Origin of the sequence: Ruegeria lacuscaerulensis (genome assembly GCF_013034745.1) — a bacterium.
Lineage (GTDB): Bacteria > Pseudomonadota > Alphaproteobacteria > Rhodobacterales > Rhodobacteraceae > Ruegeria > Ruegeria lacuscaerulensis_B.
Map to the genome: position 1 here is coordinate 18,575 of NZ_WQGP01000004.1, position 26,099 is coordinate 44,673.

The 26,099-nt window shown below is 60.0% G+C and carries 27 protein-coding genes; 16 read left to right on the forward strand and 11 right to left on the reverse strand.

Going from position 1 to position 26,099, the window contains the following annotated elements:
* Positions 1-3 precede the first annotated feature (3 nt).
* The 10 genes from GOV79_RS08585 (at position 4) to GOV79_RS08630 (ending at position 9,913) form a co-directional block, all read left to right on the forward strand.
* Positions 4-975: a sulfotransferase family protein gene (locus GOV79_RS08585; RefSeq protein ID WP_170789469.1), complete on the forward strand. Its 972-nt coding sequence runs from the start codon at positions 4-6 to the stop codon at positions 973-975.
* The gene (locus tag GOV79_RS08590) at positions 965-1,930 is read left to right on the forward strand and encodes a glycosyltransferase family 2 protein (RefSeq protein WP_170789470.1); all 966 of its coding nucleotides are present in this window, start codon (positions 965-967) and stop codon (positions 1,928-1,930) included. Before GOV79_RS08585 ends, GOV79_RS08590 begins: the two co-directional genes overlap by 11 nt.
* 1 nt (position 1,931) lies before the next feature.
* The gene (locus GOV79_RS08595) at positions 1,932-2,858 is read left to right on the forward strand and encodes a glycosyltransferase family 2 protein (protein WP_170789471.1); all 927 of its coding nucleotides are present in this window, start codon (positions 1,932-1,934) and stop codon (positions 2,856-2,858) included.
* 31 nt (positions 2,859-2,889) lie between these two features.
* The gene (locus GOV79_RS08600) at positions 2,890-5,424 is read left to right on the forward strand and encodes a glycoside hydrolase family 9 protein (RefSeq protein WP_170789472.1); all 2,535 of its coding nucleotides are present in this window, start codon (positions 2,890-2,892) and stop codon (positions 5,422-5,424) included.
* Positions 5,425-5,572: 148 nt separating this feature from the next.
* The gene (locus tag GOV79_RS08605; RefSeq protein ID WP_170789473.1) at positions 5,573-6,007 is read left to right on the forward strand and encodes a hypothetical protein; all 435 of its coding nucleotides are present in this window, start codon (positions 5,573-5,575) and stop codon (positions 6,005-6,007) included.
* Positions 6,004-6,663: a MotA/TolQ/ExbB proton channel family protein gene (locus GOV79_RS08610; RefSeq protein WP_170789474.1), complete on the forward strand. Its 660-nt coding sequence runs from the start codon at positions 6,004-6,006 to the stop codon at positions 6,661-6,663. The genes GOV79_RS08605 and GOV79_RS08610 overlap by 4 nt, the downstream gene beginning before the upstream one ends.
* 31 nt (positions 6,664-6,694) lie before the next feature.
* Positions 6,695-7,021: an ExbD/TolR family protein gene (locus GOV79_RS08615; RefSeq protein ID WP_170789475.1), complete on the forward strand. Its 327-nt coding sequence runs from the start codon at positions 6,695-6,697 to the stop codon at positions 7,019-7,021.
* The gene (locus GOV79_RS08620; protein ID WP_170773010.1) at positions 7,018-7,395 is read left to right on the forward strand and encodes an ExbD/TolR family protein; all 378 of its coding nucleotides are present in this window, start codon (positions 7,018-7,020) and stop codon (positions 7,393-7,395) included. The genes GOV79_RS08615 and GOV79_RS08620 overlap by 4 nt, the downstream gene beginning before the upstream one ends.
* A complete protein-coding gene (locus GOV79_RS08625; RefSeq protein WP_170789476.1) occupies positions 7,392-8,558 on the forward strand; it encodes an energy transducer TonB family protein in 1,167 nt (388 codons plus the stop codon). Before GOV79_RS08620 ends, GOV79_RS08625 begins: the two co-directional genes overlap by 4 nt.
* A 341-nt stretch (positions 8,559-8,899) precedes the next feature.
* On the forward strand, positions 8,900-9,913 hold the full coding sequence (locus tag GOV79_RS08630) for a porin (RefSeq protein ID WP_170773006.1): 1,014 nt from the start codon (positions 8,900-8,902) through the stop codon (positions 9,911-9,913).
* Positions 9,914-9,965: 52 nt separating this feature from the next.
* On the opposite strand, the gene GOV79_RS08635 is transcribed toward GOV79_RS08630, so the two are convergent.
* The 5 genes from GOV79_RS08635 to GOV79_RS08655 are packed head-to-tail and all read right to left on the reverse strand — an operon-like array spanning position 9,966 to position 14,172.
* The gene (locus tag GOV79_RS08635; RefSeq protein ID WP_170789477.1) at positions 9,966-10,508 is read right to left on the reverse strand and encodes a DUF3833 domain-containing protein; all 543 of its coding nucleotides are present in this window, start codon (positions 10,506-10,508) and stop codon (positions 9,966-9,968) included.
* A complete protein-coding gene (locus tag GOV79_RS08640; RefSeq protein ID WP_170789478.1) occupies positions 10,505-11,122 on the reverse strand; it encodes a DUF3833 domain-containing protein in 618 nt (205 codons plus the stop codon). Before GOV79_RS08640 ends, GOV79_RS08635 begins: the two co-directional genes overlap by 4 nt.
* Complete coding sequence (locus GOV79_RS08645) at positions 11,119-12,342, reverse strand: MFS transporter (protein ID WP_170789479.1); 1,224 nt, start codon at positions 12,340-12,342, stop codon at positions 11,119-11,121. The genes GOV79_RS08640 and GOV79_RS08645 overlap by 4 nt, the downstream gene beginning before the upstream one ends.
* On the reverse strand, positions 12,342-12,887 hold the full coding sequence (locus GOV79_RS08650; RefSeq protein WP_170789480.1) for a hypothetical protein: 546 nt from the start codon (positions 12,885-12,887) through the stop codon (positions 12,342-12,344). Before GOV79_RS08650 ends, GOV79_RS08645 begins: the two co-directional genes overlap by 1 nt.
* A complete protein-coding gene (locus GOV79_RS08655) occupies positions 12,838-14,172 on the reverse strand; it encodes an NAD(P)/FAD-dependent oxidoreductase (RefSeq protein WP_170789481.1) in 1,335 nt (444 codons plus the stop codon). The genes GOV79_RS08650 and GOV79_RS08655 overlap by 50 nt, the downstream gene beginning before the upstream one ends.
* 189 nt (positions 14,173-14,361) lie before the next feature.
* Between GOV79_RS08655 and GOV79_RS08660 the strand changes: the two genes are divergently transcribed.
* Positions 14,362-15,087: an SDR family NAD(P)-dependent oxidoreductase gene (locus GOV79_RS08660; RefSeq protein WP_170789482.1), complete on the forward strand. Its 726-nt coding sequence runs from the start codon at positions 14,362-14,364 to the stop codon at positions 15,085-15,087.
* A gap of 15 nt (positions 15,088-15,102) precedes the next feature.
* Here GOV79_RS08660 and GOV79_RS08665 read toward each other — a convergent pair whose 3' ends face one another.
* Both GOV79_RS08665 and GOV79_RS08670 read right to left on the reverse strand, forming a co-directional pair.
* Positions 15,103-16,755: a Y-family DNA polymerase gene (locus GOV79_RS08665; protein WP_170785297.1), complete on the reverse strand. Its 1,653-nt coding sequence runs from the start codon at positions 16,753-16,755 to the stop codon at positions 15,103-15,105.
* A gap of 61 nt (positions 16,756-16,816) precedes the next feature.
* Positions 16,817-17,104, reverse strand: coding sequence for an I78 family peptidase inhibitor (locus GOV79_RS08670; RefSeq protein WP_170785295.1), 288 nt, complete (start codon positions 17,102-17,104; stop codon positions 16,817-16,819).
* Between the two features lie 130 nt (positions 17,105-17,234).
* Here GOV79_RS08670 and GOV79_RS08675 point away from each other — a divergent pair, with 130 nt between their 5' ends.
* Entirely contained in the window at positions 17,235-18,347 is a 1,113-nt protein-coding gene (locus GOV79_RS08675) for an S-(hydroxymethyl)glutathione dehydrogenase/class III alcohol dehydrogenase (protein ID WP_170789483.1), read from the forward strand.
* A 52-nt stretch (positions 18,348-18,399) separates the two neighbouring features.
* Here GOV79_RS08675 and GOV79_RS08680 read toward each other — a convergent pair whose 3' ends face one another.
* The 3 genes from GOV79_RS08680 to GOV79_RS08690 form a co-directional block, all read right to left on the reverse strand.
* Entirely contained in the window at positions 18,400-19,338 is a 939-nt protein-coding gene (locus GOV79_RS08680) for a DMT family transporter (protein ID WP_170785291.1), read from the reverse strand.
* A 134-nt stretch (positions 19,339-19,472) separates the two neighbouring features.
* On the reverse strand, positions 19,473-19,886 hold the full coding sequence (locus GOV79_RS08685; RefSeq protein ID WP_170789484.1) for a group III truncated hemoglobin: 414 nt from the start codon (positions 19,884-19,886) through the stop codon (positions 19,473-19,475).
* Between the two features lie 48 nt (positions 19,887-19,934).
* Positions 19,935-22,853: an error-prone DNA polymerase gene (locus GOV79_RS08690; RefSeq protein WP_170789485.1), complete on the reverse strand. Its 2,919-nt coding sequence runs from the start codon at positions 22,851-22,853 to the stop codon at positions 19,935-19,937.
* 110 nt (positions 22,854-22,963) lie between these two features.
* On the opposite strand from GOV79_RS08690, the gene GOV79_RS08695 reads away from it, so the two are divergent.
* Positions 22,964-23,428, forward strand: a complete 465-nt coding sequence (locus tag GOV79_RS08695; protein WP_170789486.1) for a DUF1203 domain-containing protein — start codon at positions 22,964-22,966, stop codon at positions 23,426-23,428.
* Here the strand turns inward: GOV79_RS08695 and GOV79_RS08700 are convergent.
* Positions 23,425-24,417, reverse strand: coding sequence for an ABC transporter ATP-binding protein (locus tag GOV79_RS08700; protein ID WP_170789811.1), 993 nt, complete (start codon positions 24,415-24,417; stop codon positions 23,425-23,427). The genes GOV79_RS08695 and GOV79_RS08700 overlap by 4 nt on opposite strands.
* Before the next feature lie 87 nt (positions 24,418-24,504).
* Between GOV79_RS08700 and GOV79_RS08705 the strand changes: the two genes are divergently transcribed.
* The 3 genes from GOV79_RS08705 (at position 24,505) to GOV79_RS08715 (ending at position 26,040) form a co-directional block, all read left to right on the forward strand.
* Positions 24,505-24,678, forward strand: coding sequence for a zinc-finger domain-containing protein (locus GOV79_RS08705; RefSeq protein ID WP_170772979.1), 174 nt, complete (start codon positions 24,505-24,507; stop codon positions 24,676-24,678).
* A 90-nt stretch (positions 24,679-24,768) separates the two neighbouring features.
* Positions 24,769-25,431 (forward strand): YrbL family protein, encoded by a 663-nt coding sequence (locus tag GOV79_RS08710; RefSeq protein ID WP_170789487.1) that lies wholly within the window; start codon positions 24,769-24,771, stop codon positions 25,429-25,431.
* Between the two features lie 138 nt (positions 25,432-25,569).
* Positions 25,570-26,040, forward strand: coding sequence for an inner membrane protein YidI (locus GOV79_RS08715; RefSeq protein WP_170789488.1), 471 nt, complete (start codon positions 25,570-25,572; stop codon positions 26,038-26,040).
* Positions 26,041-26,099 lie beyond the last annotated feature (59 nt).

Sequence of the window (26,099 nt, forward strand, 5' to 3'; positions counted from 1 at the left end):
GATATGGGCGTCCGGGATACAGCACGGATTTTTGGGGACCTGCGCATCAACCAGATCACGCGTATGACCCGCCGCATTTTGGGGGCCCGGTTTCTGGATGGCCGGGATTTCATGCCGCAAGTCTCTGCCGAACAGGGCGCACATCTTGCCGCCCTTGCGCGCAGGGCGCGCGGTGACATCCGTACTCCGATCCTGATTTTTGGCGTTTTGCCCCGTTCGGGGACGAATTTTGTGCATGATCTGGTGGGAATGCACCCTGACGTCACCGCCGATCCCGGCAGGCTCTATGAGTTTCCGCTGCTTCACGCGGCTGGCGACGCAGCGGCCTTTTCGCGTGATTTCCTGCGGTACTTCCCGCGCAATGAGGAAGTGCTGGGGCATTATGACATGCTGGCCATGCTGGCTGGGGCATGGTTCCGCGAGTTGCAGGCGCAGGCCGAGGGGCAGCACATACTACTAAAATGCCCGCATGTGCAGGACCTGTCGCTGGCACGCTATATCTTTCCCGACGCCAAGATAATTCTGTGTCTCAGGGACGGGCGGGACGTGCTGGACTCCTCGCTCAGAACGTTCTCGCGGTTTTCCCTGCGCAGCAAAAATTTCCGCCAATTGGCCGATGAATGGCGTTTGGGGGCCGAGGCGATTCTGAGTTTCAGCAGCGGCGGCCCTAATGAAAACGCTGATACGATGGTTGTCCGATACGAGGATATCGTCGGCAATACGCCCAGCCACGTGCAGCAGATGCTGGACCATATCGGGCTGGAGGCCCCGCGCTTTCCTTGGGCCGAGATCGACAAGATGCCGGTGCGGGGGTCCTCGCGTTCAACCGCTGCGAACGAACAGCGTTGGCAACCGCAGGCAAAGACCGCGGATTTCAACCCGGTAAAGCGCTGGGCCGAGTGGCCGGACAGCAAGAAAGCCCGGTTCGACAAGTTGGCCGGACAGGCGCTGGAGCAGGCGGGTTATGAGCGCTGATGCCTACCATAGCACGCGACCTCATGTTGCCATTTGTATCGCAACCTACCTGCGGCCTCATGGGCTGAAGGCGCTGATCGACAGTCTGAACGCGCAAAAGCTTGAGGATCGGGATGTGCGCGTGACGCTCGTGATTGCCGACAACGCGCCCGAAGCCACGGCGCAAGCAGAGTTAGGGGATATTCACGCCCTTTCGCGTTGGCCGGTTATCTATGTGATTGAACCCGCACGCGGCATTGTTTCGGCCCGGAACCGGACGCTGGCCGAGGCGCCGTCCGACGCGGACTATGTCGCGTTTCTGGATGATGATGAGGCGGTCTCGGACCAATGGCTTCTGCAGATGCTGGACACGATGCAACTGCCGGACACGATTGCTGCGCAGGGCCCGGTCGAGCCGAGGTTCAGAACCCCTCCGCCGGGCTGGGTCGAAGCGCTGAACCTGTTTCGAATGGGGCCGTATGAGCAGGGCGCTGCGCTGGTGTCAGCGGCGACGAATAACTCGATGGCCGATGCACGCGTCATTCGCGACCGCAACATGCGCTTTGATCCCCGGTTCAATATCACCGGCGGCGAGGACGAAGAGTTTTTTTCGCGCATGCGCCAATCAGGCGGTGTGATCCGGGCGGCGGCGCAGGCAATGGTCTGGGACGACGTGCCTGAAAACCGCGCGACGCTGAAATGGCTGGGACGGCGCTGGTTTCGCAAGGGCAACACGCTGGGGCGCATAGCCCTGATCCGGCGCAAAGGCGTCGCAATGCGTGCGGTCAAAGGGGTGGGTGCCATCGGATGGGGCTGTGTGATGTGTCTGTGCCTGGGGTTCGGCTCGAAACCCAGATGGTATCGGGGCTTGTTGGAGATCTGTCGTGGCGCCGGGATGCTGGCTGCCCTGATGCGGGTGGAGTTTGCCGAATACAGCGCTTCAGCCGTGCAGGTCGACCGGGTCGGAGGCGGCTAAAATGACCGACCCCGTGCCCGAGTTTTCAATCATCATCCCCGCCCGCAACATGGAACGGTTCGTGACGCCGACGCTCGACAGCGTCAGCAGCCAAACCCTAACCGCGTTCGAGGTGATCTGTATCGACGACGGCTCAACCGACGGCACACGACGCATCTTCGATGCTTACGCACAGAAGGATGCCCGGTTTCGGCCAGTGTCAGGCCCGGCAAAGGGCGTCAGCGCCGCCCGCAATCTAGGGCTCGAACAAGCCAGTGGCGCGTTTGTTCTGTTTCTGGATGCGGATGATCTGCTGCATTCTGAGGCGTTGCAGCGGTTCCACGCATCGCTATCGAACAGCGACGCCGTTGGTGCCGTTGCGGGCGTTCAGCGGATCAACGTCGACGGCGAAGATTTGCGCGGCGCGGATAATCGCGCGCTGATCCCCGAACAGGATCAATTGGCGGCACTGTTGCGCAAGAACTATGTGGTCAATGGTGGCGCGCTGGCTCTCAGAACGCAAGCAGCGCGACAGGCCGGGGGCTATGACACCAGCCTAAAAAACGGCGAGGATTGGGAGTTCTGGAGTCGCGTCGCGCTGGAAGGTCGGTTTGAGGTGGTGCCGGGCCCTGCGCTGTTGCTGTATCGGCAGGTGGCCACCGGGGCGAATTTTCAGACCCGCGACACGGGGTTTACCCAGATGGCGCCTTGCATCGAAAAGATCGCCAAGAATCCCGCAATGCAGCAGAAATTCGGCGCGCAGCTGCGGCGTCTGCTGCGCGCGCGTGAGATTGACCGCTATTGGTCCAATGTCCGCAATCAGTTCCAATATGGCCGCAAACCTGTGGCCTTGTTGGAAGGGCTGCGCGGAGTGATTATGTATCCTGACAGCCTGTTTCGCCCAAAATTGATCTGGCGCTTTGTTCGCAGTCTTGATCGTAGGGTGTAAAACAGTCGCATCGAAGCAAGGAATACAGCCAATGGGACTCACACGGCGCGCAGTATTGCTGCAAGGAACGGCTCTGGCCTTGTCTGCGCCCTTTGCCCACACGCTGGTTTCCAGTGTCGCAGCAGGCGAGCTACCAGACCCTGTTGTGGGTTTTTTGGGCGATAGCGTGGTCCAACTGACGGTGATGGATACGATGTTCGACCTGCCGCAACCCATTGTCGTGACGGCGCAGGACCGGGCTAATTGGACCCTAGATACGGGCAATGCCTTTGGCGCGCGTGGTAAGCTGAACGGGGAAAAGGGCAATTTCTCGGGTCGTCAAAGCGAAACACAGCCGCAGTTTTTTACTCCATGGCCACAGATAACCAAGGGCAGCCGCAAAGGCGGTTTTCGCCAAGGCCCTCAAGAGGCGCCGACCGCCGCCTTGGCCGACCAGCCCGCGCAATGGCAGGTTCAGGTCGACGGCCAGCCCGCGACGATCCGGTCGCTTTTTCGAAAAACCACCCCTGTTGCGACGCGCGCCATTGGTGTCAGGCGATGGGAAAGCACCAAGCGGCACCAACTGACCTTTGTGCTGGACCGCGTTATTCCCGACGGTGCGACGGTCTCGTTGAACGGGCCGTCTGTGACCAAAACCGCGGCGCGAAAACAGGCCGAGACTTTCAGCGAATCCATCCATCTCTGCCAGCAAGGCTATCCAATACTAGGCCCTAAAAAGGCCTATGTCGGAAGCTGGTGGGGTCATGACATGAACAATCAGGGCGGCAATACCGATGCGCTGTTGTCTGAACAGACGGTTTGGCGCCTGATCTCGACTGAGGACGGGGCCGAACTGCGATCGGGGCGATTGCGACTGGCCAAACCGGGGTCCGAGCCGCATGGGCAGGACCTTAACTATAATGGCTGCGATGTATATGAGGCCGATTTCTCGGACCTTGATCACATCGGATCGTACTACATTCAGGTCGACGGGGTCGGGCAGTCGTTTCCGTTCAATGTGACGCAAAGGGTTTATGACGGGGCGTTGCGGCTGGCGGCGCGGTGGTATTTCCACCAAAGATCAGGCTGCGCGATCACAGATCCATATGGCGAAGGCCGCACCCGCCCGCGCAACGGTCATCCCGAAGATGGGCTGACCGTCTGGCAGACCGGCGTCAAACTGGGTGACACGCGCGAAGGGTATGGCAAGGCCTCGGCCGCGAAATCCCTGGCGCAACAGGCCGAGGCCTTGGGGGTCGAAGACTACCCCGACGCGTCCCAGATGACTGCGAACCCGGAGGCGTGGGGCGGTTGGCACGATGCGGGTGACTGGGATCGCCGTATCCAGCATATGAACGTGGTCTATCACATGGCCGATCTGGTCGAGACCTACCCCCATATCCGCGCTTTGGCACTGAACCTGCCAGAAAGCGGAAAACCTTTCGCGCATGGTGATGTTGCAGCTCGAAAGAATGACCTGGACCGGGGGGATGGCGAAACCGTACTGCCAGATCTGATCCACGAAGCGCTGTGGGGGGCCTCGATCTGGCGGCGCACGCAGCAGCCGGATGGCGGGATCATCGGTGGCGTTGAATATTCCAGCAGCGGGATTTTGGGCTCGGTCTCGTGGAACCCGGTTCAGGTGACGTATGCCTATGCGCCAGAGGACTGGGCTGCGTATCGGTTTGCCCATGGGGCCGCTAAGCTGGGCCATGTGATCAAGACGGTTTGCGGGGACGCAGCCCTTGGAGATGCGCTGATCGACGAAGCACTTCGCGCCTGGCTATGGGCAGAACAACAGCCGGTGCCTGAAAATGAGGACGGGCAGGGCGATCCGCGCGCCGATGTCTCGCGGGCGCGCATCGCCTCGGCCTCGGTCTTATACCGTGCAACAGGCCATGCCGCCACGCGGCAGGTTTTCGAGGATTTCAACCCGTTCGAACCCCGTGCAGAGACCCCGCTGGAGGGCGTGCGACCCGAGTTTTTTGCCAATTCTTTTCTGGACTACGTCAAGGCGGGGCGCGAAGGGCGGGCCACGGATGCCAAGCTGGTTGCCGCGATCGAAAACTGGATCAAATACCGCGCCCTGAACGGCAAGCGGATGGGTCAGGATTTCGGGCTTCACAACACGGATTCGTATGTTTGGGGGCGGGGATGGCTGCGGTTTGGCCCCGGCTCGAACTGGCGGGCGGGGCAGATTGCGCTGCAATACGCGGCAACGGGCAAAATCCCTGCGGAATTATACGAAGCGGCTGTCGAGGGGATGTGGTTCGGGATGGGTTGCAACCCGGCCAATGTCAGTTTCGTGCAGGGGCTGGGTCAGCGCAGCTTTGCCGACCCTTTGCTGACTGACCACTATGGTGATGAAACCATTCCCGGTCAGATCAGCTTTGGCGTGGCGGGTGGCAAGCTTAACGAATGGGAACTTAAAAAGGTCGAGGGTGCAATTTATCCATTCAATCAGGACGACTGGCCAATATATGGGCAGATATTCGAAAGCCGCAGCATCGCCATAACGGCTGAACACGGGATGAAATCCAATGCGCTGGAATGGCTGCTGGCTTGCGCCCTGGTCACATCGCAGTAACTCGAGCGGCGCGGTGGCGGAACTTTGCGTCAAATCACAAAGCTGTCGGGATGGCTTTCACCTACGGACTGTGTTGGATATGTGTAACTGAATGTCGGCGGAACGTCGCAGGCCTTCGGACCGCAAGAAACAAATCAGGAGCACGCGCATGTTGTTTCTCCGTCGGACAGTTGCCGCTGTTCTGATCGGCACTTTGCCTTTTGCAGCGATGGCGCAATCTGATCAGGCCCAAACGGGCGGATTGCAGATCGAACTCAACACTATGCAAGATACTGGTGAGGCCTGTCGGCTGACCTTTGTGGTGCAAAACGACACCGGCACCGCGATTGAGACGGCCAGCTTTCAGACCGTGATCTTCGATGCGGAAGGTACGGTCGAGCGTCTGACGCTGTTTTCATTCCGCGATATGCCAAAGGATCGCGTGCGGGTGCGTCAGTTCGATCTGACCGGTATCACCTGCGCCGGGGTGGGGCAGGTGCTGTTCAATGGCACAAGCTCTTGTCTTGTAGATGGTGCCGACAGCCCGATCTGTGACGCGGCCCTGACGCTGAGCAGCCGGACCGATACAGAGGTGTTGGGATGATACAGGCAATAGAACAGATCCTTGAACTCGGCGGGCCGGTTGTTGCGATCCTGATTGCGATGTCCGTGGTGACGCTGGCGGTGACCCTTTACAAACTCTGGCAATTTGCAGCCTCGGGCGTGGGGCGGCACCGGGTGTTGTCGCAGGCGCTGGCGGCATGGGATGATGGCGACATACAAACCGCCCGCGCGCGTCTGGCCAAAAGCCGCAGCTATCTGGCCCCGCTGGTCGAGGTGGCCATGGACGCGCCAGAAACCCCCGGCCTGGATCAGCGTCTGGATGCCGAGGCCGGTCTGGCCCTGGCCGGGTTGGAACGTGGGTTTCGCTTGCTGGACACCGTGGCGCAGTTGGCTCCGCTTTTGGGTCTGTTTGGGACGGTTCTGGGCATGATCGAAGCGTTTCAGAGCCTGCAATCTGCGGGCTCGTCCGTTGACCCGTCGTTGCTTGCAGGCGGGATCTGGGTGGCGCTGATTACCACTGCTGTCGGCCTGGCGGTGGCGATGCCCACCTCGATGGTGCTGTCCTGGTTCGAAAGCCGCACCGCGCGGGAACGGGTGTTTGCCGACAAGGCGCTGCGGACCATTCTTGTGCCTGGTCAAGCAATTCCACTGCCTGACGCACCTCAGACCATGGCTGCCGCGCCCGGACATGCGTAACCGCGCGCCCTTTGTCCGGCGGCCCCTGTCGATGACCCCCCTCATCGACGTGATCTTTCTGTTGCTGCTGTTCTTCATGCTGACCTCGACCTTTTCGAAATTTGCCGAGGTCGAGCTGAGCAATGCGACTGGCGGCAGCCAGCCCTCGGACACACAGACCGAGCGGTTGTTCGTTCAGCTTGGCCCCGACCGTCTGACGCTGAACGGGGCCGAGGTCACGTTGGACCAACTGACCGAACAGATTGAGACCGGGCAGGTGCTGGTCAGCCTTGATCCCGACACCACTTCGCAACGTTTGGTCGATTTGCTGGTGCGTCTGCGCGGGCGCGAAGACCTCAGCGTGTTGGTGCTGGAATGATCCGCTCAGGTACTCCGCGTCGCAAGCGCGACTCCACGATTCCTTTGATCAATGTCGTGTTCCTGATGTTGATCTTCTTTCTGATCACGGGAACGATCGCTACGCCTCTGGACCCCGACCTAGAACTTGTGAACACCTCGGAACTGGAAGGGCGAGAGCCGCCGGATGCACTGGTGCTGCATAAGGACGGAACGCTCAGCTTTCGCGGCAACGCCATTCTGCCCGAGCTTTATATGGAAGGGCGCGAACCCGGTGCCGTCCGCATCGTACCGGACCGCGAGGCCCCCGGCGCGCGGCTTATTGAAATCACCGGCCAGCTTCGCCGCCTTGGGGCAAGTTCTGTCTTTGTCGTGACGGAAAAGGCGCTGCAATGATCCGGGGTTCGGTGGTCATCGCCGTCGTAGCCATTCTGGTGTCGTTGATCCTGCACCTGATGGGGTTGCTCTATACTGCGCCGCGACTGGCCGAAGACGGCAGCGAAGCGGCTGCGCAGAACTCAGTTGAGCTGGGCAGTAGTTTCGAAGACCTCGCCGAGGAGGCTGAAGAAGCCGTTGAGCCGGAACAGGCTGAAGCGCCGGAGCCCCCCGCCGAGGAAGAGCCGGTCGAAGAAGAGATTCCCGAAACCCCCGAGGTTCCCATCAGCGAGGCGCTGGTCGCGTCGGACAACCCCGAAGAAAGTTTTGCCCCTGATCTGGGAGAGGCCGAAGTCGTGCAGCCCGAGGCCACTGAACCAGTCGAGCCAAACGTGGCTGAAAGTGTAGACGGGACCGATGGCGATCAGTCCGCCAGCGAAGAGGCCGACGAAACTCCGCCTGTTGAGGTGGCCGAACGTGCCGAAACGCCCGAGGGCGATCCGGATGCTGCGGCAGAATCGACTGAATCTCTGGAAGAGGCGCAGCCTGTCGAGCCGGCGCAGGAACAACTGGCTGCTTTGCCCCCGACTGAAGCTGCGCCAGTTCCCGAGGCGACGGCGATTCCGGTTGTTCCGTTGGAAAGTGAGGCGATTGAACCTGACTTGCCCGAAACGGCGCTGGAGCCGGTTGAAAACGACGCGCCGACCGAATTGGCTGTCACAACCTCGATCCGCCCGCAGCGCCCGGAACGTCAGCCTGTTCCTCAACGACGGGGTATCGCCAACGGCGCACGTGATTTCAGCAACCTGCGCTTCCCTGCACAAGAGATCGAGTCGCCTTTGACGGCCTATCGTCGCCGGGGCGTCGACGCGTTCACATCCGGCAATAGCGGTACGCGATCAGGCGGTCGCGGGCCGGGCAATGCGAATGAAACCAATTACGAAGGGCAGGTACTGGTGCATCTGAACCGAGCACCGCTTGTCTTTGTGTCGGCCCGAGGGTTCGCGCAGGTGTTTTTCCAGATCAACCCCGACGGCACGCTGGAATTTGTCGAAGTGGTCGACAGCTCGGGCTCGCGCGAAGTGGACCGCGCTGCCCGCGAACAGGTACGCGCCGCTGAACCTTTCCCCCGACCGCCGGGAGGCGTAAGCCGTAAGCTGTCTTTCTTCTACACCAGCAATTGACGCCTTGCCCAATCGTCGATTCGGATTTCCGTCGCAAGGCAGGTCAAACATCCAAGGTGCCAGGTTGATTTTTCCAACATGGGTGACGCGATTGATTTGCAAGAAGTCAGGAAGATTTTTGTGGATCACAGCTGCGTTATCAGTCTGGAGAATGCGCAAAACCATCATAAATAGGGGACACCCGCTGCATCGCCAGAAGCAGATGGATGCATAGATGCAACAGAGCACGATATGCTGGTATTTGGACAAAAATTACATATTGCGTATTTTTTGTAAATCCACGAAAGGAGCGTCGGGCGCAGCTTTGCGGCCATCCTCCTCTCGAAATTTATGGATTTACCATGAAAAAACTCCTCATCGCATCGACTGCACTGATTGCGGCCACAGGTGCCGCCTCGGCGGAAATAAAGTTCAGCGGCTTCGCCCGCTTTGGTATCGGCTACGAAGAAGATCGCTCTGGCGACGTTACCAATTTCAACACCGCTGGTGGCGTCGTTACCTCGACGGACACTGCAAATGTTGACACTGACGACACGATCCTGATCTCGCGGTTCCGTCTGAACATCGACGGGATTGTCGAAACGGACAGCGGCGTTGAATTTCAGGCACGCGTCCGGTTGCAAGCCGACGAAGACAACGGCAATGGCGAAGCCACTGAGGCGGGCCTGAACGGCGCGCGTTTCTCAGTTCTCTACGGTGGGCTGCGTGTCGATGCCGGAAACGTGGCAGGTTCGTTTGACAACCTGGATGACTACTTCGGCAATGAACCGGGCCTAGAAGAATTCCTGGGTCAGTATGTTGGCGTCAACTACGAGTTCCTCGAATACAGTTCGACGGGTTCGGGCGCGAACGCGGTGTTCGCTCAGTACCAGCTTGGCGACCTGAGCTTTGGCGGTTCATATGATCAGGAAACTGTTGCTCTGAACGGGTCTGATGAAAGCACCGACCGCTGGGATATTTTTGCGTCATACTCGTTTGACGCCTTTACCGCTTCGGTCGCCTATGGTGAAAAAGATCTGGCGAATGGCGACGACGAAAGCCTTACTGTTCTGACACTTGGTGCAGAATTGGGTGATTTCTACGGTACTTTGTTCCTGGCTGACGATGACGTCGCGGACGATGCCGAGAATGGCACCGCCTATGGTTTCTCGGCCTCGTATAACGTTGGAGCCGCGACAACGCTGTTGGTCGCTTATGGTGACGGCAACGCGGATGATGACGAGCGCAACATCGGTGTTGGCGCAATCTACGATCTGGGCAACGGCGCATCGCTGCGCGGCGGTATCGGCGAGATCAAAGAAGGCGACGAAGATGGCTTTATCCGTGCCGATTTTGGTGCGCGCTTCAACTTCTAAGTCGACCTAGGCAATTCTGATTTTGGGGCGGGCCCTTGCGCCTGCCCTTTTTCTATTTCTTTTCGAAGAACAGTACGACTTCGCCCAGGCGCACACCATAGCGCGAGACATAGGCGCGGTTCAGCAACCGGTCATCGGTCAGCAACCACATCCAGTCGTTGAAATTCACCCGCATGGTGCCGTCCTTGATCGGCAGATCGATCTTGTATTTCCAATTGAACGTATCGCCGCGTTCAATCCCGCTAGCCGTACCCAGCACACCCGGAGCCGTGCCCGTCCAAGTATCCTCGCCGGTTTTGGTCAGGGTCCAGATGCGCTGCTCGGTCGCGCCGTCATCATAGACGAAATCTTCGACCAGAGTCAGGGTTGTGCCGTCCCATGTTCCGTCGATATCCACCGTGAATCGGCGTGGGACATTGCCCAGAACATCCTGAAATTGGCCATAGGCGACGGTTTTACCCTCAAAGAACTCTTCCAGGTTCAACTGTCGGTCTGACAGGAACGACTTGGGCACGCGCGGTTTGGCCGAGCATGACGCCAGCGCAGCGACGCCAGCGATGGCAAGTAAGGTGATCAGAAACCGGCGCAGGGTCATTGCAGGGGCCTTGCTTCGCTGTCTGAGTCATACCCGTTGGCCCCGTTCAGATGCGCGGCTTTGACCTCAGGCGCGGGGCGCATTGTGGCGACGAGTTCAGCGACTTTGATGCCAAATTTGCGCATTTCCGAGCGATTCATTATCACGCCGCTTTCGGTCAGGTACATCCAATCTGTAACGTCCAGTGTATGCCCGCCCGAGTCCTCGGGCAGGATAATCCGATAGGTCAGTTTGACGGTCGAACCCGAAATCGTGCCTTGCCCTTCGCCTACGATATCGTCGGCTGTGGCCGTGAATGTGTTGCCGGCACCCAGTGTTAGATACCATTTACGTGTCATCTGTTTGCCGTTGGAATAGGTAAAGTACTCGGTCAGCGTCCCGGTGTTGCCGTCCCATTCCCCAATCATGCGGGCGACGAAGCTGTTGGTCATCTTGCCGTTGGGGCCATAGATCAGACCTTCGGACAGGATCTCTCCGTTCAGGTTCTCTTTCATTTTGAATGCAGGGCCGGTTCCAGCGTAATCGGCGGGGGATTGCGATCGGAAGCTCAGAAATCGACCCTTTGCGACGAACAGAGCCAAGACGGCTAAAAGCAGAACAACAAGCAGTTTCATTTGGCAGAGACCTCAGTAGGCAGCGTCAGAACCAGTCCGAACGCGCCGAGTTTCAGGATGCAGGGAAGAACGGCATAGGCGAGGGTGAGCGTTTTCAGCGCCTCGGTCGTGTTCTCCTGACCAGGAGTGAACCCGCTGCGTTCCAGCAGCGGCAGGGTGAAAAAAGCAGCCAGCGCAAGGCCCAGCTTGCCCGCAAAGGACCAGATGCCAAAGGCGGTTGAGGCATTCAGCCCTGCACGCGTCAGCACAACCGAGAACATGGCAGGCAGCACCACCATATCGGCACCCAACGCCGCGCCCGAAGCTATGCAGATCGCAGCGAAACCAGTTAGGTTTCCAGCCGACAGCATGGCCGCCCCAATAAAGCCCGCGATAGACAGGGGCATGGCTATGATCAGAGTCTGTTTCGGGCCAATTCGCTTGCTCAGTCGCGCCCAAAGCGGAACGCTGACGCCTGCGCTGAGGAAAAACAGGATCAGCAGTGGGCCCGCTTTGCCCGGCAGTTGCAGCTTGTCTTCAACAAAGAACAGAAACAGGGTCGAGGTGATGGCCACAGGAAGGCTGTTCACCAGCGCCAGAACCAAAAGACGCAACGCACCAGCTTGTCCAAGCCCCGCCAGAGATATCCCTTGTCCGGTGATCGGCGCGCGCCGCCAGATTGGAATGGTCATCGCAAGGGCGAGAAGGGCCAGCACCCCCAGAAACAGCCCAAAAGCGGGATAGCCTTGCGCCCCGGCGCCAAGCGCTACGAACACAGCCGGGGCGATGGCTGCCAGAATGACGCCCGTCAGTTGCCCGCCCTCGCGCCACGCAGCCAGGGTCATCAATTCCTGGGCGTCGGCTCGCTTGGCAAGCGTAGCGCTGCGCCCATAGAGGAGAATCGTGCCTAGGCTGTAGGCAGAGAATAGAAGGATTAACACAGACACTAATGCAGGGATACTTGCCCCTTCGGGTAGACCGAACAGCAAGGGAAACCCGATGGCCAACCCAAGCGCGGCGGCAGCGGCGAATGCAAGCTGCGCCCCCGGCCAGCGGTCGATGGCCCATCCGATCAGCGGATCCTGCACCAGATCAATCAGGCGGATCAGCAATAGAACCGTCCCGATCACCCCCAACCCTATACCCAGATTGACGGCAGCAAAGCGCGGCAGGTGGATGTAAAGCGGGATGCCCGCCGCCGCGAGCATCAGCGCATAGAGGCTGACCCTCGGATACAGCATTACTGACCTTTGAGCTTCTGCGTGAACGCGGCCGAGCGGCTTTTCTCGCCCAGAAACACCGACATGAAACTGCGCTTGATGCCCGGATGGCGCATGGTGCAGGTTTTTGCGCCGTTCAGCCAGAAGGACACCTCATTTGGCCCATCCGAAACTGCCAGATACCGATCGCCCTTTTTTACGGCCTTGAAGCAGACCTCAAGCTGATCACGCACAGGGGCGGGACGCCCGATGCGGTCCATCTCGTCCAGGGTCGAGTTGATCAGCACCTTTTTCGACACGTTACGACGGTATTGCAGTTCCAGCGCGAAGTCCTTGTTCCAGTCGAACGCCCCGCCGCCCGGCGTGAAAAGCCGCCCGTTGTAAAGCGGCAGCCCAAGATAGCGATAGGTAGCCGTGCCGCGCAGTTGCGGATCGTCAAGCTCATTCAGTCCGGTAGCGGCCAGCAGGCCGCCCGGCACCAGCAGGGCCAAGGACAAGAGCGTCGCCCGACAGAAGTCAGACGCTTGCCGAGGCCACGATGGCTGCGTTTTCTGCATCAGTCTCATTGTCAGCTCCGAAAGTGTGTTGGGTGCCGTTCAAGCGCTCGACCACATGCATCGCGCTGGCAATCCCATCTTCGTGAAAGCCGTGCCTGTTATAGGCGCCGGCAAACCAAGTTCGGTTCTGTCCCTGCATCGCGCGGATTTGCCCTTGTGCCTTAAGGGCCGCTTTGTCGAAGACCGGGTGCGCAAATTCCACCTGATCATAGATTTTATCCGCGGGAATTTCCGATGAAGCGTTCAGCGACACGAACAGCGGATCGCTGTCGGGAATGTTCTGCAGACGGTTCATCCAATAGGTTACGCCTACGTTTCCGGCTTGCGACCGATAGGTCCAACTGGACCAGCAGGCACGGCGACGGGGCATCTGGCGTTCGTCGCAATGCAGGATCGCTGTGTTCGGTTGATACCGGATTGCACCAAGTGCGGCGCGTTCGCCTTCGGTCGCGCTGTCACCCAGAATAGCCAGCGATTGATCGGAGTGGGTCGCCAGGATGATCTCGTCAAACTGGTCCGCATGCCCTTGGCTGTGGACGGTAACGCCGTCGCCATCGCGTTTCACGTGATCCACCGGCGCGGCCAGTCGGATCTCGCACCCGCGCGCGCGCAGCGCGGCGTCGATGCGACGCACGTATTCGATGCTGCCGCCTTTTACGGTATACCATTGATGTTGCTTGGCGCGGCCACTGGCCAGCAGCGCATGGTTGCGAAAGAACTGTACCAGCGAGCGGGCGGGGAACTGATCCACAAACTCAACCGGAGTCGACCAGATCGCGCCGCACATGGGCATCAGGTAATTGTGGCGGAACCAATGGCCAAGGCGCAGCTGATCCACCAGCTCTCCGATCGTGGTGTCGTCGTCTTGTGCGGCCTCGGGGGCCTCTTTGCCGAACCGCAGAATGTCGGCGATCATCTTGTAATATGCGGGGCGCGCAAGATTGCGTTTCTGCGCGGTCAGGGTGCGCAGATTGTTCAGCCCGTATTCGATGCGGCCATTGTCGATGGTGGCTCCAAAGCTCATTTCCGACTTGATAACCGGCACGTTCAGTTCATCAAACAAGGCGGTCAGATAAGGATAGGTCACGTAGTTGAATACGATGAAACCCGTATCGACCGGCTGATCGCCGTTCTTTCCCGCCATAACCGTGCGCGCGTGACCGCCCAGCCGGGGTTCGGCCTCAAACACGGTTACGTCATTGTTTTCTGACAGGTAGTAAGCTGCGGAGAGACCCGAGATGCCTGCGCCTATTACTGCGATTTTTTTCCGACCGCTCCGGGTTTCGTCGAACATTCAAGCCTCGTTCTGTAACGTATTACAATAAGATACGCAGAATAGGCTTGGGTGGATCAATCGGGTTAGAAGAATTTCGAAAATGCACTAGGTTGTGACATCGGGTTACAAGATGCGTTATCTGTCCCGCCTGTGATCCGGCACCCCTCGGCGGTCGTAAAACAGAAAAGCATATGAAACGGTCCCGGAATGAGCAGCTTTGACGGAAAGACATATTGGATCATCGGCGCCAGTGAAGGGCTGGGGCGGGCTCTGGCCGAGACCCTCAGCCGCCAGGGCGCGCATCTGATCCTGTCCGCCCGCAACGCAGAGCGTCTGGCCGAGATTTGCGATACCCTGCCCAACGCCCGCGCGATTGCGATGGATGTGACTGATTTAGAGTCTGTTTGTGCGGCAGCGGCCGAGGCCGGCTCAGTCGATGGGCTGGTCTATAACGCTGGTGCCTATGATCCCATGCGGAGTGGTGACTGGAATACGGAACGCGCGCTGAGGATGGTCGATGTTAACTATCTTGGGGCCATGCGGGTGCTGGGGGAAACCGTGCCGGGGTTCGTCCAGACAGGGCGCGGGGATATCACCCTGATCGGGTCTTTGGCTGGTTATCACGGTCTGCCAGCGGCGATTGGGTATGCGTCCAGCAAGGCGGCGCTGGTGTCGCTGGCCGAGACGATGCGACATGATTTGGCCGGATCGGGTGTAACCGTACGGATCGTCAATCCGGGGTTCATCAAGACCCGGCTGACCGAGAAGAACAGTTTCAAAATGCCCATGCTGATGACGCCCGAGGACGCGGCGGATCGCGTGGCCAAAGCCATGGCGCGTCGCCGGTTCCGCACCGATTTCCCTGCGCCGTTTTCCTGGGTGATCCGGCTGATTGATTACCTGCCGGATTTGTTGGTGTATCGCGGTAAGTAGACTCTAATCAGGGGTTTATCCAAACTGACCATGGCAAAACCAGCCCGCCGACATGGTGCCGCCGTGGCCGTAAAACAGCCACAGCCGCTCGCCCTGTTCGGTCACAACCACCCAGTAATCGCGCACGCCGCTGCGCCAGTTAGGGTCATCCAGCCACCATTCCGGTGCGATCCGTTCCGGCCCGGTGGCTTGTGTCAGTTGCCAGTTTCGCCCGCGCCAGCGAAATGTGTCTGGCACGTCTGGGGTATCTGGAGCGGCTACTGGCTCGGGTTGCCACATCTGCAAGGGACGCGGACGCGGTGGTGCAGGCCAGTCTTGCGCGGGTTCGGACCACGCAGCAGCCAGCACCTGTGCGGTTTTCTCGGGGATATGCGAGGCCGCCGGGTGCCGCCTTGTGATCGCCTCCAGCCCGACCCGCGCACCTAGTTTTCCGATCAGGTCTTCGACAGCGGTGTTACCGTCCAATCGGTTGCGGGCGACGCGGCGCGCCTCGGCATGACCGGCCATGGTGCGGGCGTGGATGGGTTCCGTCTGCACCGCCTCAAGTCGTAGCATGTCGATGCCATAGCCCGCATCGATTTGGTCGATTTTCATCTCTAACAAAGGGCGAATGCGGTGTTTATCATAGGTTGGACGGGCCAGCCCGACCTCGATGATCTCAGCCGCCTGATCGGCGCGATGGGCTTCCAGCCGCAGAGTCCGCACCCCGCGCGCTTTCTCCTCTAGCTTGGTGCAGAGCGTCGGTAGAACGCGGTCGATGGCGGCCATGACGTCTTCGGTCAGACCGATCGGGTTGGGCAGGGTCATCCGCACCGCAAAGTGATGCGGCGGTCGGGCGGGCGAGACCGGCTCGGGCGCGCTGCCCATCGCCTGATCCAGCCGTAGCACCAGTCCCCGCCCAAATCGCCGCGCCAGCGACGCGCGCGGCTGCCCCAGTAGGTCGCCGATCCTGCGCAGGCCCAGACGGTTCAGCTGTGCGACCACCTGATCCTCAAGCCGCAGCGCTGCAATGGGAAGCGAGCTGAGCGCGCCATAGGATTGCCCCGGCGCTGTGATCCGCGCGCCACTGCCCACAGCCACCATTTGCGGTGCGGCCCCGCCCTTGGTCCAGTGCCGCCGCTTGGTGGCGCGGGCGCGGGTGGCGCGGGCCTCTTGGCTGATGGCGTCGCCATTGCGGTCGGAGGTGGCCTCTTGCCCCGCGTAGCGTGCCAGCGCCCAGGCCGCACCCAGCGTGTCGGCGATGCCCATCTGCACGCTGAGCCCCATATCGGCGCAGTCGGTTTCGATCACGTTCAACAACGCTTCTTCCCCGCCGAACAGATGCGCGCAGCCTGACAGGTCCACGATCAATCCGTCTGGCGCTTCTTCAGCCACCCATGGGCTGAATTTGCCCACCCACCGGCGCAGGGCGGTCAGAAACGCAGCCTCGGCCGGGGCGTTGCGGGGGCGTGTCACCAGATTGGCGCACATGGCATGAGCGTCGCGCACTGGTTGGCCCACGCGCAGACCAGCGGTCTGCGCATCCGCGTTCAGGGATGTGATCACCTGCATGTTCGACTGCTCAGTCACCACAGCCAAAGGCCCATCTTGCAGCCCCCGCGCAGCGCGGATCAGCCGTTCAGCCCCCAGACGGGGAAACCAGAGCGAGAGTATTCGGCGTTTTGGCATTGGCAGGCATCAAAATGTTCCCATTTTGTTCTTATCGTAGAATCGCCCGCCGAGTCCACGCTTACCCGCAGGTCAGGCGTTGGATGATCCCGGTCTCATCTACAAAAACATTCAGCCGGTCGATGCGGTAATCCTGCGTGGCCAGATCACCCGGCCCCAGAACGCGGGACCGTTCGGGCAACTGGGCCTGAATGGTCGAAACCGGTTGACCGACAGAGCCTGCAACAGCTTCGCCCTGACAAAAGGCCAGATCGACCGGGGCGGGTTCGGGCGACAGGGGCGCATCCTCGGGCGCGGGGGGCTGGGCACAGGCGGTCAGCAGGGCCAGCGTGGGAATAAAACGGTGCATTGGCGTTCCTCTTTCCGGCAATGTCGTTTCTGCAATATCAGATGTTTAGCAAAGCTGGCATCAAAGCGCAGTTGAAAACGCCCGGCAATTGACGCAGGGTCGAGGCAAAAGTGACAGGGAGACACCGAATATGCGCACCCGTGCCGCCGTCGCCGTTCAGGCAGGCAAACCTTTGGAAGTGATGGATGTGAACCTCGAAGGCCCCAAGGCGGGTGAGGTTCTGGTGGAAATCAAGGCCACCGGCATCTGCCACACCGATGAATTCACCCTGTCGGGCGCGGATCCCGAGGGGCTGTTCCCCGCGATTCTGGGCCATGAAGGCGCAGGCATCGTGGTCGAGGTCGGCCCCGGTGTGACCAGCCTGAAACCGGGCGACCACGTGATCCCGCTCTACACCCCGGAATGCCGGGAGTGCGAATACTGTCTGCACCCCAAGACCAATCTGTGCCAGGCGATCCGTGAAACGCAGGGGCAGGGCCTGATGCCGGATGGGACCTCGCGCTTTTCGACTTTGGATGGTGATCCAATCCTGCACTACATGGGCTGCTCGACTTTCTCGAACCACACGGTTCTGCCGGAAATTGCGCTGGCCAAGGTGCGTGAGGATGCGCCCTTCGACAAGATCTGTTATATCGGATGCGGTGTGACCACAGGGATCGGCGCTGTGATCAACACTGCCAAGGTGGAAATCGGCAGCCGCGCCATCGTGTTCGGTCTGGGCGGTATCGGGTTGAACGTCATTCAGGGCCTGCGTCTGGCCGGGGCCGATCAAATCGTTGGCGTTGACCTGAACCCCGCCAAGGTCGAGATGGCGACCAAGTTTGGCATGACCGATTTCGTGAACCCGACCGAAGTTGAAGGCGACCTGGTGCCTTATCTGGTCAACCTGACCAAAGGTGGCGCGGATTACACCTTTGACGCCACTGGCAATGTGGGCGTGATGCGTGCCGCATTGGAATCGGCGCATAAGGGCTGGGGTGAATCGATCATCATCGGCGTGGCGCCTGCGGGAGCCGAAATCTCGACCCGTCCGTTCCAGCTGGTCACGGGCCGCTCGTGGCGCGGTACGGCCTTTGGCGGTGCGCGGGGCCGGACCGATGTGCCGAAAATTGTCGACTGGTACATGGAAGGCAAGATCGAGATCGACCCGATGATCACCCACACCATGGGTCTGGACGACATTAACCACGGTTTCGACCTGATGCATAAGGGCGAAAGCATCCGCTCGGTCGTGGTTTACTAAGGCCCTCAACCTGCGATTTTGAGGACGGCGCGCTGTGAACGGCGCGCCGTTTTTATTTGCCGGGACGGCTTGCGCCGGTGTCAGAGCGTGGCGAGCGGACCCGCAGAACCGGGGTATTGACCGACGAGGTGTTCGCCCGGCTTTCGCGCCAGACCACATAGACGCCTGAGGCGATGATGATGCTGGCCCCAACGGCGACCCAGCCATCGGGCCGCTCGTTGAAAAAGACCATGCCGAACAATGTGGCCCAGATGATCTGACTGTATTGGCTGGGGGCGACGACCCCAGCGGGCGCGGCTCGATAGGCAAGGATGATCAAGTGTTGTGCGACGACCGAGAACACGCCCACCAGCGCCATCATCGCCAGATGCAGCAGCGAGGGAGGTTGGTAAACGGCGGGTTGCATCAAGCTCATGACCACAATGGCCAGCAGCATCGGATATAGGATCAGCACGGCCGAGCGTTCCTCATTCCCGATCTTGCGCACCAAAACAGACCCTAACGCGCTGGAAAACGCTGCAGTCAGGGCCGCGAGGTGGCCCAGAGTGATGTCCGTTGCACCGGGGCGCAGGACGATCAGAACTCCGATCAGGCCACAGCCGACGGCGGCCCAACGCTGTGCGCGCACGACTTCCCCCAGGATTGGGATCGACAGGACAGTGACGAACAGAGGGAAGGCGAATAGCAGCGAATAGACCTCGGCCAGCGGCAGCGCCGAGAAAGCGTAGAAGGCGCAGACCATGGACGTCACCATCAGGGCCGAGCGCAGCAGGACCAGCCACGGATGATGTGGTCGGAAATTGCCCGTGGTCCGGTCGGTCAGGATCGTCACCGCCATCGGCACAAAGGAAAACAGCGTTGCGAAAAAGATGATCTGCATCACCGAATAGGTGCTACCCAGCACTTTGATCAGCACATCATGGCTGGCAAAAACCGCAAAGCCCGCAAACGCATAGCCAAGCCCCCGAAGGGTGGTGTTCTGAGTGCTCATGAGGCGGCCTCGGGTGATGTGTCGGTGTAGGGGCGCAGCGCATTGGGGCTGTCGTACCCCTGAGTAAACCCATTTGGCCGACCCGCATAGCCCCTATTTTACCGCTAACATGGCAAAACCGCCATGTCCTGGGATCAACGCAGGATGGGAGGTGCGTCTTTGGGTTGGCGTGCAGATTGCACACCGGCCTTCATCCCCACACCGATCCGCCGGGCCAGAGCAACCCAAGGAGTCGCGGTTTCAGACGGCAAGGTCTGGATTGCGACCTCTTCGAACAGGTCCAGCCAATGCGCGAACATGTCGGGCTGCACGTCGGGCCGTTCAATATGGACCCGCTGCGGATTGCCGTCATAGCTGCGCTCATACAGGATGGCGTTGCGCCAGAAGGCGGCGATCTTTTCCTCATGCGTGGACCAGTCTTGGACATGTGTGTTGAAGACCGGCCCCAGCACGGCGTCCTCGCGCACGCGGGCGTAAAAGGCGGCGACCTGAGCATTGATCTGATCTGGGGTCGCGGGAAAGCGCGGCGGCAGCGTGGGGCGGGTCATGTTTGGTCCGTTTTCGACTCTGTTCTGGGCCGATACCCGGTTTGGGCGTCACGCAACAGGTGTGGTTTTGTCGCGCGGCTCGGGCGTCAGCAGATGCCGGATCAGGGCCACTGGATGCGCCTTGAGGCTGAGGCGGGTGGCCACGTAATCTTCGACTACCTGCTCGCCTAGCGTCATCTGTGGCAGATAGGCTGCGGGCTCGTCCAGCGCCTCGCCCTCCAGATCCTGCGAGAACAGCGGCAAGGGCTTCGCGGTGGCAATCGCTTTGGCCTGCCACAACGCCTCGCGCCTTGTCAGATCGCAGGCGGAGAAGGCATCGGCCTCAGCCAACCGTTCGATTACCGAGGGGCCAAGTCCGGCACGACGCCACACATCATCCACCTGATGGTAGCCATTACCGCGCGCGGCGGTCAGCCAGCTGGCATCTTCCTCGCTCAGGCCCTTGATCTGGCGGAACCCCAGCCGCAGAGCCAACCCGCCGTGACCGTCGGGTTCCATCACATTGTCCCAGAAACTGGCATTGATACAGACGGGGTGCACCTGAACCCCATGTTCACGCGCGTCGCGCACGATTTGCGCTGGGGCATAAAATCCCATGGGCTGTGAATTCAGCAGCGCGCAGGCGAAAATCCCCGGATGGTGGCATTTGATCCAGGCCGAGGCATAGACCAGCAGCGCAAAGCTGGCCGCGTGACTTTCGGGGAAACCGTAAGAGCCGAAGCCTTCGATCTGCGAAAAACAGCGTTCGGCGAAATCCTGTTCATAGCCGTTCCGCTCCATCCCGCGCAGGAACAAGGACCGGAATTCGCTGACATTACCATGTTTCTTGAACGTCGCCAGCGACCGCCGCAGCCGGTCCGCCTGTTCGGGGGTGAAGCCCGCGCCGACGATGGCGATCTGCATCGCCTGTTCCTGAAACAGCGGCACGCCCAGCGTTTTGCCCAGCACCTCACCCAGCGCGTCCGAAGGGAAGCTGACCTCCTCCTCGCCATTCCGGCGGCGGATGTACGGATGAACCATGTCGCCCTGAATGGGGCCGGGGCGGATGATGGCGACCTCGATCACCAGATCATAGAAATTGCGCGGACGCATTCGTGGCAGAAAGTTCATCTGCGCGCGCGATTCCACCTGAAACACCCCGACCGAGTCCGCCTTGCACAGCATGTCATACACCGCCGGGTCCTCGGGCGGCAGGGTGGCAAGGGTATAGCCGGTTTGGTGGTGCTGCGTGATCAGGTCGAACGCCTTGCGGATGCACGTCAGCATGCCAAGGCTGAGGACATCGACCTTCAGAATACCAAGACTGTCGATATCGTCCTTGTCCCAGCAGATGACCGTACGGTCCTCCATCGTGGCGTTTTCGATGGGGACGAGTTCATCCAGCCGCCCCTCGGTAATGATGAATCCGCCGACGTGTTGCGAGAGGTGGCGGGGGAAGCCGTCGATCTCATAAACCAATGTTAGAGTCTGTTTTAAGCGGCGATCTTCGGGATCAAGGCCGATTTCGCGCATCCGTTCCGCCTCGAGCCCCTTGGCCGAGAAGAACCCCCATAGCTGTGAGGACAGAGCCGAGATCGTGTCTTCGGTCAGGCCCATCGCCCGGCCCACTTCGCGGATGGCGCGCTTGCCGCGATAGTGGATCACGGTTGCGCAGAGGCCCGCGCGGTGGCGGCCATAGCGGTCATAGATGTGCTGGATCACCTCTTCGCGGCGTTCATGTTCGAAATCGACATCGATATCGGGCGGCTCGTCCCGCGCCTCGGACACAAAGCGCTCAAAGACCATCGTGCCCAGTTCTGGACTGACCTCGGTGATGCCAAGGCAGTAGCAGACCACCGAATTGGCCGCCGAGCCGCGCCCCTGACACAGGATATCGCGGGATCGGGCGAAGGTGACGATGTCACGGACGGTCAGGAAATAGGGTTCATATTTCAGCTTGCCGATCAGGGTCAGTTCATGCGCCAGCATTTTCTTGGCCTTCTCGGACGCGCCCGCCGGATAACGCCAGTTCAACCCCTCATGGGCCAGACGGTGCAGGCGCTGGGTCGGGGTTTCCTGGTCGCTGCCTTCGTTGGGGTATTCATAGCGTAGCTCATCCAGCGAGAATTGTAGCTGCTCGCTGACCATATGGGCGCGGGTGACAGCGCCTTCATGGCCTTTGAAAATGCGCAGCATCTCGGTTTCCGAGCGCAGGCGCTGCTCTCCATTGGCCAGAGCGTCGCGGCCCAGATCGTCGACCTTGCGGCGCAGTCGGATGGCGGTCAGTACATCGGCCAGTTTGCGACGGGTACCATGGTGCATTATCGGCGCAGCGCTGGCGAGGGTGGGGAGGTTGAGTTGTTGTGATTCAGTCTCTAATACAGAGAAATACTCACTGTCTGCGCCATCATATCTGGGGTGCATCACCAGATGCATCCGCCCGGAAAAGCGGCGCGTCAGCTTTTGCGCCTGTGTCCGCCAAGCACTCGCGCCGCCCTGCGGCCGGGTCGCTTGTGGCCAGAGCAGCAGGTGCAGACCGTCGGAGAATTCCATCAGGTCGGACAGGTGCAGGATACAGTCACCTTTCTCGGCCCGTAGGCGACCCGCCGACAGGATACGGCACAGGTTGCCCCAGCCCTGCCGGTTGAGAGGCAGGGCGGTGACGGTGGGCGCGTCGGTGAAGATCAGCCGTGCCGCAGGGATCAGGCGTGGCACCGCGTGGATTGGGTAGGAGGGCGGTTTGGGAATGTGATCGGGGCAGGGCGGGCCGATGGGCGTGTTCTGCCCCTCCCATTCCACACGTTCGCGCACCTTTCGGGCGATCTCGCGCGCCTGGGTATGGGCGCGCACGATCCCGGCGACCGAGTTGTGATCGGCAATCGCGATGGCGGGCAGGCCAAGGGTGACGGCACGCTGCATGTATTCCTCGGGGTGCGAGGCCCCGGTGAGAAAGGTGAAATTCGACGTGATCGACAGCTCGGCATACATGGCGATTCCACATTATATTCACCTTTTGTTCTTTTTCGAGTCCTTTGCGCAGGAAACGGGTCGATTGCAGTTTCCCCTCTGGGCAGGGTGGCAGAAAAAGGAGACCCGAGATGTTCAAGATCACTGCCCTTCCCACCCCCCAAGTCCGCGCGCTTCAGGCCGGAGGGCCGGACGCATATGGCGACTCACCCGAGCACGCCGTTTCCAAAGGTGCGGGCAATCCCTGCCGACATTGCCTACAAAACATACCAGAAGGCCAAGAAATGCTGATATTGGCGCATCGCCCTTTTCCAGAGGCACAACCTTACGCGGAAACGGGTCCGATCTTTCTATGTGCCAGCCCGTGTAAGCGATATGAGGGCACGGAGCTGCCCGAGATTTTGACCACCTCTCCGGACTATCTGATCAAGGGGTATGGATTGGATGACCGGATCGTCTATGGCACCGGGGTGATCGCCCCGACAGATCAGATTGGTGCGGCGGTAAAGGACATCTTTGCCCGTGCGGACATCGCCTATGTCCACGTGCGATCCGCCCGAAACAACTGCTATCAGGCGCGAATCGACCGGTCTTAAAGCTTGACCCGGTGCATCCCCCGGCGCGGCTGATCCAGATCATCCGCTGGGCCATCATCGGCACGGGATGAGGTCAGGGCGAGGAACACATCCTCGAGATCGGCCTCTTCGGTGCGCACGTCGCGGATGCGGATGCCTGCGGCGCGCACGGCCTCCAGCACCTGTTCAGCGCTGGTCTGGGAGCTGCGATATTGCAGGACAAGGCTGCCATCATCGCGCAAAGCGGCTTCGACACCATCGGTTGTGGGCAGATCCACCACGGGGCTGTCGGGAAGGATCACCATCGTCCGGCTGTCCATCCGACCCAGCAGGTTGGCGGTGCTGTCCTGCGCAATCTTTTCGCCGTGGTTGATGATGGCGATCTCGTCACACATCTCTTGCGCTTCTTCCAGATAATGCGTGGTCAGGATGATCGTCATGCCCTGTTCGTTCAGCTTGCGTACATTGGTCCAGAGCATCTGGCGCAGTTCGATATCCACGCCTGCCGTGGGTTCATCCAGAACCAGAATCTTGGGGTGGTGCACCAGTGCCTTGGCCAGCAAAAGCCGTCGTCGCATGCCGCCCGATAGCGTGCGGGCATAGGCCTCGGCCTTGTCGCTGAGGCCGACAAGTTCGAGAATTTCATCGCTGCGGCGCTGCGACTTGGGTACGCCATAGAGCCCGGCCTGCACCTCCAATGCGCCGCGCGGGGTGAAGAACGGGTCCAAGTTCAGTTCTTGCGGCATCACGCCAATGGCAGCGCGGGACTGACGGGGGTGTTGGTCCTGGTCAAACCCCCAGATCGACACTGAACCCGCCGATTTCACCACCAGACCGGCCAGAATGTTGATCAGAGTCGATTTCCCGGCCCCGTTCGGCCCCAATAGCCCAAAGACCGAGCCGTGCGGGACGGTCAGATCAATGCCCTTCAGCGCGTGCTTTTCAGGCTGGCCCTTACCACCGCGATAGGTCTTGCGCAGCCCTTCGATCCTGATTGCCGCATCGCTCATGTGGCTCTTGCCCCCGGTTTGCTCATCGCTCATAAACGCACCTAAACCATGCCCGCGAGGCCGACAACCGAAGAAGGATCGCCAGCCGTGACCATCGAAGCGCCGGAAACCAAGATCGTCGAAACCTCTCGTGTTGCCTGCGACGGCGGCGAGGGTGCGCTGGGCCATCCGCGGGTCTGGCTGCAGATCCCCGAGGATACCGGCTGGGTTGAGTGCCCCTATTGCGATTGCAAATATGTGCTGGCGGATCAGGATCAGTAGGCCCGTCACAAAACTGTTACGCGTCCTATTTCCGCCCGAGTGAAGACTCTATATCCTGACGAAATAGCTTTATGATTCCAGGGCGCGAAGATGCTCTTTTCCGTGCAGGTCATGCACCTTTCAGACCGGGATATTGTGGCCAAGGGCGGCCACCGGAACGTTTATGCCTGCCCCAACCAGCCAGAGTTGCTGGTCAAAGTGACGCGTCCCAGAACCCGCCGCAACAGATCCATCATGAAACGCGCTGTGCGTCGTCTGCTGCCCGATTCAGCATTCCGAAACGCCTTGAAAGAGCTGGAGTGCGAGATGAAGGCGGCGCTGAAAAGTGGTCTGGACATTTCCAGACTGCCACTGGCGCGGTCCTTTGGTGTCGTGCAGACAGATGTCGGGCCCGGCGTCGTGGTCGAGAGGATCAGCACCGAAGATGGCGCATTAGCGCAGAACTTGCTGTCGATGTGCGCGCGGCAGGAAATGACGGCTGAGACATTGGATGATCTGAACATCTTTGTCCGAAAGCTTTTTGAGTTCCAAATTGTGGGTCGGGACATCCATGGGAAAAACATCGTCTATGGATTGCGTGACGACATACGTATGTTCTTTCTGATCGATGGGTACGGGGAACGAAACCTTGTGCCGTTACGCTCGTTAAGTCGCAGGCTGAATGATCGGTCATTGAACAAGCAGATGCAGCACATTGCGCAGCAATCCGGGATGAACTGGGACAAGACGAACCGCGCCTTCAGTATCGCGTGATTTATCCTGAGCGGGTGTCTTGTGCATCTATGTTTTTTTAAACACAGATCGGCTTCAACTGCTCCAATAGTCATTTTTTCCCAAAATGCGCCCATATTTGCGTGATACGCTGTGCCGCATTCGTCTTAGGTGAGTGTGATGACTGAGATTACTCAAACGGACAGCGCAAGCCCGGTTTTTGGCTGGGTCGGATTCTGTTTCGCTGCTATGGCGTTGTTCGCCGCCTTGTTTGTGTTTTGGGCGGGACCGTTTGCGCCTCAGCAATCTACAGGCGTCACGCTTGGCGAACTGGCGGCCGAGATCGGGAAATCGACCCTGCGTGCCGCTACGGGGGCAGAGCAACCCGAGCCTGTAGCCCGAACCCGCGATCTGGATGATTTTTTGCAAATCGGTGTGGCGATGCTTGGCGGGCTGGCGATTGTTGTTTCGGTCATTGGCCTTCTGCGTCACGAAAGGCGTCGCCCGGCCATCGCCGGAATGGTTATCGGTGTTGGTGCCATTCTGTTTCAGTTTTTCGCATTTGCGTTTTTTGCGTTCCTCGGTGTGCTGGTCATAATGGCTCTGGTGCATAGTTTTTCGGACTTTTTCAGCGGCCTCTTTGGGGGTTAGGGCACGTTCCTGACTGGTCACCCGTCTGCCCCTGTGGCAGAACGATCCCTGACCGACAG